Genomic DNA, 8282 nt, shown 5'->3' with positions numbered 1-8282 from the left:
CCCGGGAGAGAGCAGCGCCGAAGAGCCGGTGCGATCTGCGAAGATCTGACCGACTCGCCGGCCGAACAGCACGCTTTGGGCCTCGATGATGACTGAGATCAGCGTTTTGCGGAACCTGATGACCACAATGCCGAAGACGATCATCACGGGGCCCATGATCAGGGCCGGCCAGAAGATGTCCTCCACTGCACACCTCCTGTAGAACTTTCCGCTTTGTCTCGGCTCAAGCCCAGAACTATCAGGCCCAGCGCGCACGGAGAAGGCGCACTTGTGCTGGCGTGCAGGCTAATGCACGTCGAGGCCACGCCCATGGTTGCTGTGGCGCACCCTCGCTGGCCTTCGAAGAGGCGCTACAGGGCGTGCAGGTACCGGCGGGTGTATCGCTGCTGCAGGCGATGGCTGACCGGCGCCAGGGCGCGGGACCACCAGGTGCCTGGACGGGAGAAGGCAGTGATGGTGAACACGATGGTGTCGTCCTCCCGCCATTCGACGCAGAACCTCTCCTCGCCCTGCTCGGGGTGGCCCTGCAGGGTCCCGTAGGCGAAGCCCCGCCGGCGCTCTTCCTCCACGACGTAGACCACCCGGCATCCGAAGGAGATCCGCAACAGGTGCCAGCCCAGGCGCAGACGGACACGGCTGTCCTGCTCGACGCGCGGTGTGGTGGCCACGACAGTCAGTCCGGCCGCTCGGTGCATCTGCCAGCTCATCAATCGATCGGCGGCGCGGTGGAACGTCGACTCCCCGTGGCCGATGACCCGGTGGACCCTCAGATGGTTGTATCCGTCGGGCAGCTGCCCAGCGGTGGCGCCGATCTCCGGGTAGGTCAGCAGGCGGTCGAGCAGAGTCATAGCGCTCACTATGCCAAGGAGGCGCTTTACATATGGCCGGTTAGCGGCGGAGGGACTGTTGCAGGGCGGGGTGGTGCTGTGCGGCGTGTCATCGGGGGCGTCTCACAAGCTGGTTCAATGTCCAAAATCAACTCTTGGGTGTTGACGGCGAGGTGGGAGCGGCGGGATCTGGCGCGGTCCGTGTCAGCCGCTCCATCCGGTCACCACTCATGTAGCGTCGCGCCATGACCCCCCGATCGACGGACATGAGCGGTTTTGTCACGGCACTCGTGCCCATGCTGTCGCGCAGTCTGGCCGAGGATTTCAATGTCTTCCGGGTGATGCACCACGGCACCCATGAGAAGCAACTGTCCAATGTCTTTGCCTGGCTGCTGGCCGCCGATGCGACGCACGGACTCGGCGATGCCTTCCAGTGCAGCTTCCTCGAGCGAATCAACGCTGGGCTGCCGAGCGGTAAGCAGCTGCCTTCCACCGGCTACCGCGTGACCCAGGAAGTCGACACCAGACGGGACGAAGAAGTCGCTGGCGGCCAGGTCGGCATGGACATCGCCGACATCGTCCTCTCGCAACAGGCTGCCGCCGTCGTCGTCGAGAACTACGGGACCTCCGATGGACACGGTCACGACTACCAGCGGTATCTCGATTTCGCTGTTGGGCCCGGGAGAGCGGCCGCAGTCGTGCTGCTGTGCCACCGGCGGGCGGCCCACCGCCAGCAAGATGGATGGGAAGACGCGGTTGTCGTCACCTACGCCGAGGTCCTGGGGGATCTCCACGCACACATCTATCGTGTTCCCTCGTGGCGCCGGGGGCATTCTGATCAGTTCTTCTTTATCCAGCAGATGATTGACCACTTCGTGGAAGGCCCGGCGGCAGTGAACCCTGATGACCAGATCTCCTTCATCCAGGCCATGTGCGAGACCGGGGAATCCGCCCGTTACGGGTACCAGTCGCAGGATCGTGCGACCCAGGAGTTCGCCGACCTCGTCGCCGAGCACGCGCGGCGGCAGTTCGAGGACAGCCGCAAGACCCTTGCCACGGTGAAGGCCCAGCTTCAGGGTTTTGCGCGGACCACGCTGACGGATCAGCTGAACGAGAAGGTCGAGAGGGGGCAGGTGCAGAAGATCGAGGCGAGTCTCAAGGGAATATGGCAGTGGTGCGTCGCTCTGCACCGCGCTGATGAGCAGCCGACGATCCTCCTCGTGTTCGGGCCCACTGCCGTCGTGAAGAACGAGCAGGCGCCGCAGCTAGCTAGTGCCCGACCCGGACTACTCGAAAGTGTTCGTGACACTTAAGACCACGGGTCAGCAGAGCCTCGAGCGGATCATGCAGACAGACGTCAGCCTCGGTGAGGTCATCCACGGGCTGTCCCCGGACGATGACCGTCTGCGAGAGGCCGTGCTGGCGGTGGCACCCGGAGGCTGACGGGACCTGGGGTGTTCTCGCTCGGGGTGCAGCCGACTGCTGATCTGCTCGTGTGAGCAGTCATGGTCCGATCGACGTGCCTATGTCCAACTCCTCACCCTGCCCGGAGAAGTTAGCTTGTGCCGGAACGGGAACTGCCCGAGAGCGGTGTGTGAGCGCCAGGTTTACCCAAGGCTTGATAGTGGCCATCAAGCTATCTCTGATGACACCTTTGGTGACAGCATTTCCGCTGGGTGAGGTACTGGTGGTGCGTAGGGTGAGGTCCATTGACCTGAAAGGACGCCCCCATGCATCTTGCCCACAGCAGGTTCACTGATCCGGTCTCCCCGGTGTTCGGGGCGAGCTCGGCTGCCGCCTTCGGTGCGCTGAGTTTGATCGACCCGTCCCGGTTGAGTCCGGCACGTCGGCGGGCCTACCGGGCGGGGGTGGCGGCGACCACGGCGTGGTGGGCGGGTGTCACCACCGACCGCGCCGCGCTGGTGCCGGCCAATGTGGTGGCCGGGGCGCTCTCCGGGGTAACGGTGCTGGCTCTTTCGGATGCTTCCGAGAGGTTGGATGCCCGGATCATGGGCCGGCTGGAGGCAGCCGGGGTGCGCCATCCGCGGCGGTGGGTGGCGGCGACCTCGCTGGCCAGTGTGCTGGTGGGCTATGCCGTCGACCGTGCCGGGGCCCGGGCTGCTACCCAGGCCCTAGAGGTGGAGGAGAATCCGGTGCGCACCCGCGCGCTCACCCCTGTGGTGCGCGAGGTGGTCCGCGGGATTCTGCAGGCCACCGACAGCGCCGACGCCCAGGTGTTGCTGGGGCAGCTGGCGGTCGCGCAGGAATCCTTCTTCGACGACGACCTCGAGGGGTTCTCCGCCACTGTGGAGTTCCAGGTGCCCGAGGACGTGGTGCGCGTGGTGCCCCACCACCAGACTTACCCCGTCCAGGCCCGGTACCAGGCGGCGGATGGCACGGTGCTGCAGATCCGCCTCCAGGTCATGGAGGGGAAGTTGTCCCACCTGGCCATCGACTTCGCCGACGAAGCCCACTATGAGGACGAGGAGGCGATCGACGTCGTCGAGGAGCTGATCGACCAGTGGCCGGCCCCGGCCGATCTGCGCTACGTGCGCGAGGGCCCGGACGGCCAGCTGCTTCCGGTGACCTGACTGCCACCACACTCTTGTCTGTGGCAACGGCCGCTCGAGGAGGTGTCCTGCCCAGGGGGTACAGATCCTCCCCTGATGGTCTGCGCCGGGAGGATCCGCAGGAGAAAGTGGCCCCCGGAGGCCGCTGATTACGGGGCGGTAGCGTCGCTCTCACCTGCGCAGACGCCAAGTCAACGTCACATCGGGGCTATTTGCTGTTGTGATGCCAGCATGAGGGGGCGCTGATCCAGGCGCTCTGATCCCCTTTGATGTTGGAGGCTCCTCATGCCTTTCGGTCTGCTCTCACGTCCCCGTTCCACCTCTTCGGCGCCTGTGGGGGGTGCTACTCGTGCGGGGTGGCGTGCCGCGGCCGCCTCGACCGTGGTGGCGGGTCTGCTGCTCACCGGTGGGGTGGCCCCGGCGCAGGCGCGACCACGTACAGCGCCCCGCTGCGCACCGCGGTGAAGTCCCTGCCGGTGGCCGCGGAGAACAACGCCGGCTACAACCGGGATAAGCAGTTCGGCGACTGGAAGGACACCAACCGCGACTGCCAGAACACCCGGGCCGAGGTGCTGCAGAACGAGTCCAAGGTGAAGACCAGCTTCACCACCGCCAAGCGGTGCACCGTCAAGGGTGGGAAGTGGATCACCACCTGGGACGGGAAGGTGCACACCTCGGCGACCACGGTGCAGATCGACCACACCGTGCCCGTCCACGAGGCCTGGGGCTCGGGGGCCCGGGGCTGGAGCCAGACCAAGCGGGTGGCGTTCTACAACGACCTCGGTGACCACCGCACCCTGAGTGCTCAGACCTCCAAGCTGAACTCCACCAAGCAGGCCCGCGGCCCGGAGGACTGGATGCCGCCCAAGCACCGCTGCGCCTATGTGGGGGAGTGGGTGGCGGTGAAGATCCGCTGGGGCCTGAAGGCCGACTCCAGGGAAAAGGCCGCACTGACCCGGATCGCCGCGGGATGCCCCAACGTGACCCTCAAGGTCGCCAAGGCCTGACCGAGGCCCACCGGATGTGACCGGGCCGGACACCGCTGCGGTGTCCGGCCCGCTCCGCGCTGCACTGACGGGGAACCACTCACCATGAACATGGCCTGGCCCGGTTGCAGCGGTAGTCCCTCACCGGCACGTGCCGAAGCGACCAGTGCGTCAGCCGGAGGCCAGTGCCGGGTTGGTAACCACCCGTTGGTTCACCTGCGGCCGGTTAGGGCCTGCCGGCGCTGAGACAGTTTCGGCGAGTGGCTGACGATCGGAATGTCGAGTCAGTGGATGCCTGGTCACGAAAGAGGGCGCGCAACGCTCGGGTAGGGCGTTGCACCGGTGCTCCCGATCCGGCTAGTGACGGAGGTTGTGGAGAGTGATCAGAGCCAGCATCGTCATACCGGCCAGTACCGCGGCCGCGGCCCCGGCAGTGGATACGCCCAGAAGCCCCAGCAGCAGTCCTGCACCACCCAGGGTGGCGACGACGACACCGAGCACGCCGAACAGCCGTGATGCTGCGGGGAAGGCCCAGGCGAAGGGTAGGAAGTGCAGTCCTACCGCCGCAGCGATGGCCGCTGGGCGCAGGTGCTCCGCCCCGAGGTCACCAAGGGTCGTGGTGGCGAGCCGGATCAGCACCAGCATCGTCACCACGGTCGTGGCGTAGACCACCAGGCATGTCGGCGAGGTGGGGCGAGTGCGGGTTCGTGTCGGCGCAGGAACGTCGCAGCCAACCACCCGAGTGCGAGCACGCCCCAGGCACTCAGCACCGGTGCCGGCCATGGTGGGCCTAGCGCGGAGGCGTTGGCCAGCACGAAGGTGCTGCCCCCGGCGGCGCCGACCGTGGAGCCCACGAGCAACGGGAGGACGGCGGCGAAACCCCGGGGCGGCTTGGGCTGCTGGTCTGCTGAAGAAGTCGATGCCGGGCGTGAGGTTCTCACCGGACCCATGCTCCTCCTGGGGATTGCAGGAACCGTCCTCCGCCACGCCGAAATGGCGACAGGGACGTGTGAGCGGTGGGAGTTCTGCTCACACCGGTGGTGCCGTCGTGACAGCGCCGCTTCTCGAGCCGGTGCGAGATCCGCCAGCTGGCCCGAGAGCGACCCGCCCGTTGCCCGTGAGCAAGATGCAAGTCTGCGCAGCGGCGGTCGGCGCTGATTGAGGGCCTACGGCCAGGTGGGTCCGGTGACGTTGATGAGGCGAGCCGGAACGGGTGCTCGAGCACTTGCCGGTCATTTGGAAAGCTGTCGTGTCGGTCCAGGAATCATTCGTGTGTCGCCTCTTCCTACAGGCGGTGACGACCCTGCCGTGTCATGTTCTGGGCACGGTCAGGAGTGGAGTACTGCGCTCATCCGGACGGGGTTCAGTCGGCGGGGTCCTCGGGATGGCGTTGTTTGCCGGAAAGAGCCGGCCACAGCAGGCCGATGATCATCCCGATCGGAATGCCGAAGGCCAATCCCAGCCCCATGTTGTCGATCAGCAGCCCGAGGATGACCCCGATCAGCGGTCCGAAGGCGATGCCCATCGCCAGGTGGTTGTCCGAGGACCCGCGGCTGCTCATGGCGGGAGCGTAGCAACACCGCGCGCAGCAACCGCGGCGTGCACCACCTCCGGGCAACTGCCCCACGATCAGGAGGCAACTGACCCGGCCTGCCCAGGGGCGGGCGCGTCCGGATGTCGCGGAACCGACAGCAGTCGAAGGTCGACCAGCAGACATTGGCCAGGGGATCGTCACGCCCACACGGACGCACCCACGTGCTGTCATCCGCCCACCCGGGGGAGTTGGATCCGGAGGTTCATCCTGGTGGGGGAGGTCGAGGATGCGCGCCGACTTCTAGGCTGGAAACTCGCAAGCGCCAAGCGCACCCCGGAACCCGTGTGCAGACACCAGAGGCTGCCAGAGATGGTGGTAAGCACGGCTGTCGCGGAAGAAGGCGGACCGGGTGAAGGACGGGAGCCCGCTGACGCGCATTGTCGTTGCCGCCTCGGGTGTTCTGCTGCACGGTGCCGGTCTGGGTGCGGTGGCAGAACTAGAGGAGCAGTAGTGAGAGCACGTACGACAGCGGGGGCGCGATGAGCGAGCCGCTGGTCCATATCCGCGACTTCCGCATGGCCTTCGGGGCGACCACGGTGATCGAGGACCTGTCCTTCGACGTGCACGCGGGGGAGACCTTCGGATTCCTCGGGTCCAACGGGTCGGGCAAGACCACCACGCTGCGGGCCCTGCTGGGGATCTACCAGCCCACCGCCGGGACCCTGCACATCAACGGCAAGGTCTTCGAGCCGGCCGACGGGGCGACGCTGGGGTACCTGCCGGAGGAGCGGGGTTTGTACAAGAAGGAGCCGGTGCTGGAGACCATGACCTACTTCGGCCGGCTCAAGGGCCTGGACAAGGCCAAGGCGAAGGCCTGGTCGCTGGAGTACCTCGAGCGGGTGGGCCTGGCCGAGAAGGCGTCCACCCGCCTGGACAAGCTCTCGGGCGGGCAGCAGCAGAAGGTGCAGCTGGGGGTGACGATCATGAACACCCCTCAGCTGCTGATCCTGGACGAGCCGACGAAGGGCTTCGACCCGGTCAACCGGCGGCTGCTGATGGACATCATCGAGGACCAGCAGCGGGCCGGGGCGACGGTGGTGATGGTCACCCACCAGATGGAGGAGGTCGAGCGTTTGTGCGACCGGGTGATCCTGCTCAAGGACGGCACCTCCCACGCCTATGGCACCGTGCGGGCGGTGCAGGAGCAGTTCGGCGGCACCACCTACCGGGCCACTCACACCGGTGTGGTACCACCCTCACACCACTACACAGTCGTCGCCACCGAACCGGCGGGGGAGGGACAGGTGAGCCACCTCGCCCCGAATGGTGGGGCCGATGAGACCACGGTGCTGGCCGAACTGGTCGGCGCCGGTGTGGCGGTCTCCGGGTTCAGCACTGAGCGCACCTCGTTGGAGGAGATCTTCATCCGGGTCTACGGCACCGACAGCCTCGATGAGAAGACCGGTGCGATGCAGGCGGCGGGGGTGGGGGCCTGATGGGACGCCACAATCTCAAGACCGTGGTGATGTTCGAACTGGTCCGGACCCTGCGCAAGCGCGGGTTCTGGATCGCGACCCTGGCCGTGCCGGTGGTCATCGGGGTCATCTTCGCCCTGTCCTTCATCTCCAACAGCTCGATCAGTGACTCCGCGGACGCCCAGGCCGAGGCGGAGATCGCCTTCGCCTACACGGACGCCTCCGGGCTTATCGCCCCGGACGCGGCGGCGGCTTTCGGCGGGGAGGCGGCTTCTGATCCGCAGGCGGCCGTGGAGCAGGTGAAGGCCGGGGAACTGGACGCCTACTTCGCCTACCCGGATGACCCGGCCGAGGAGCCGATCGAGGTGACCGGGGCCGATCGAGGGCTCTTCGACAACGGCGCCTACGAAGCGGTGGCCGAGGCGCTGCTGACCACCTCCGCCCAGACCCAGATCGGGGACCCGGGCCTGGCCGCGGCGGCGGCCGGAGAGGTGGCGGTGGAGTCCACGATCTACCGCGACGGGCAGATCACCGGCGGATTCACCGAGACCATCGGCCCACTGGCCTTGTTGGTGGTGTTCTTCCTGGTGATCGTGATGCTGTCCAACCAGATGCTCAACTCCACCCTGGAGGAGAAGGAGAACCGGGTCACCGAGATGATCCTCACCACCGTCAACCCCACCACCCTGGTGGTGGGCAAGATCCTGGCCGTCTTCGCGGTCGGGGCGGTGCAGATCCTGGTGTCACTGGCCCCGGTGCTGATCGGCTACGTCTTCTTCCGCGACCGGCTGGCCATCCCCGAACTGGATATGTCGGCCCTGCACCTGGACGCCGGGACCATGATCGTGGCGGTGCTGCTGCTGATCGGCGGGTTCGTGCTGTTCACCGGG

Annotated in this window: 10 protein-coding genes; 6 read left to right on the top strand and 4 right to left on the bottom strand. The window is 66.7% G+C overall.

From position 1 onward, the window contains the following. Positions 1–186 (bottom strand): hypothetical protein (locus BJF77_RS20695; protein WP_158041314.1); only part of this gene is annotated, 186 nt, incomplete at its 3' end. 164 nt (positions 187–350) lie between these two features. Beyond that, positions 351–848 (bottom strand): DUF1990 family protein, encoded by a 498-nt coding sequence (locus BJF77_RS17745; RefSeq protein ID WP_075872997.1) that lies wholly within the window; start codon positions 846–848, stop codon positions 351–353. Positions 849–1072: 224 nt separating this feature from the next. Between BJF77_RS17745 and BJF77_RS17740 the strand changes: the two genes are divergently transcribed. The 4 genes from BJF77_RS17740 (at position 1073) to BJF77_RS17730 (ending at position 4404) form a co-directional block, all read left to right on the top strand. Next, positions 1073–2140: a PD-(D/E)XK nuclease family protein gene (locus tag BJF77_RS17740; RefSeq protein ID WP_255396356.1), complete on the top strand. Its 1068-nt coding sequence runs from the start codon at positions 1073–1075 to the stop codon at positions 2138–2140. Next, entirely contained in the window at positions 2130–2270 is a 141-nt protein-coding gene (locus tag BJF77_RS22215) for a hypothetical protein (protein ID WP_255396355.1), read from the top strand. The genes BJF77_RS17740 and BJF77_RS22215 overlap by 11 nt, the downstream gene beginning before the upstream one ends. Before the next feature lie 425 nt (positions 2271–2695). Then, positions 2696–3418 carry a hypothetical protein gene (locus tag BJF77_RS17735; RefSeq protein WP_158041312.1) on the top strand — a complete coding sequence of 241 codons (723 nt, stop codon included), beginning with the start codon at positions 2696–2698 and terminating at the stop codon, positions 3416–3418. A gap of 440 nt (positions 3419–3858) precedes the next feature. Then, the gene (locus tag BJF77_RS17730; protein ID WP_255396354.1) at positions 3859–4404 is read left to right on the top strand and encodes an HNH endonuclease family protein; all 546 of its coding nucleotides are present in this window, start codon (positions 3859–3861) and stop codon (positions 4402–4404) included. Positions 4405–4740: 336 nt separating this feature from the next. On the opposite strand, the gene BJF77_RS17725 is transcribed toward BJF77_RS17730, so the two are convergent. Beyond that, positions 4741–5055 (bottom strand): hypothetical protein, encoded by a 315-nt coding sequence (locus BJF77_RS17725; RefSeq protein ID WP_075872995.1) that lies wholly within the window; start codon positions 5053–5055, stop codon positions 4741–4743. 691 nt (positions 5056–5746) lie between these two features. Further along, complete coding sequence (locus tag BJF77_RS17720; RefSeq protein WP_075872994.1) at positions 5747–5944, bottom strand: hypothetical protein; 198 nt, start codon at positions 5942–5944, stop codon at positions 5747–5749. A gap of 512 nt (positions 5945–6456) precedes the next feature. Between BJF77_RS17720 and BJF77_RS17715 the strand changes: the two genes are divergently transcribed. Both BJF77_RS17715 and BJF77_RS17710 read left to right on the top strand, forming a co-directional pair. After that, positions 6457–7413 (top strand): ABC transporter ATP-binding protein, encoded by a 957-nt coding sequence (locus BJF77_RS17715; protein ID WP_075872993.1) that lies wholly within the window; start codon positions 6457–6459, stop codon positions 7411–7413. Then, the coding region (locus tag BJF77_RS17710) for an ABC transporter permease (protein WP_255396353.1) at positions 7413–8282 on the top strand (870 nt) is incomplete at its 3' end. The genes BJF77_RS17715 and BJF77_RS17710, both read left to right, overlap by 1 nt.

Source organism: Kocuria sp. CNJ-770, from assembly GCF_001942375.1.
Classification (GTDB): Bacteria; Actinomycetota; Actinomycetes; order Actinomycetales; family Micrococcaceae; genus Kocuria; species Kocuria oceani.
Note: the sequence above shows the minus strand (reverse complement) of the source record. Positions and strands in the feature narration are given on the sequence as shown.

Coding starts and splice junctions, on each gene's coding strand:
- BJF77_RS17745 (WP_075872997.1), bottom strand. CDS start 848: ATGACTCTGCTCGACCGCCTGCTGACCTACCCGGAGATCGGCGCCACC.
- BJF77_RS17715 (WP_075872993.1), top strand. CDS start 6,457: ATGAGCGAGCCGCTGGTCCATATCCGCGACTTCCGCATGGCCTTCGGG.
- BJF77_RS17720 (WP_075872994.1), bottom strand. CDS start 5,944: ATGAGCAGCCGCGGGTCCTCGGACAACCACCTGGCGATGGGCATCGCC.
- BJF77_RS17740 (WP_255396356.1), top strand. CDS start 1,073: ATGACCCCCCGATCGACGGACATGAGCGGTTTTGTCACGGCACTCGTG.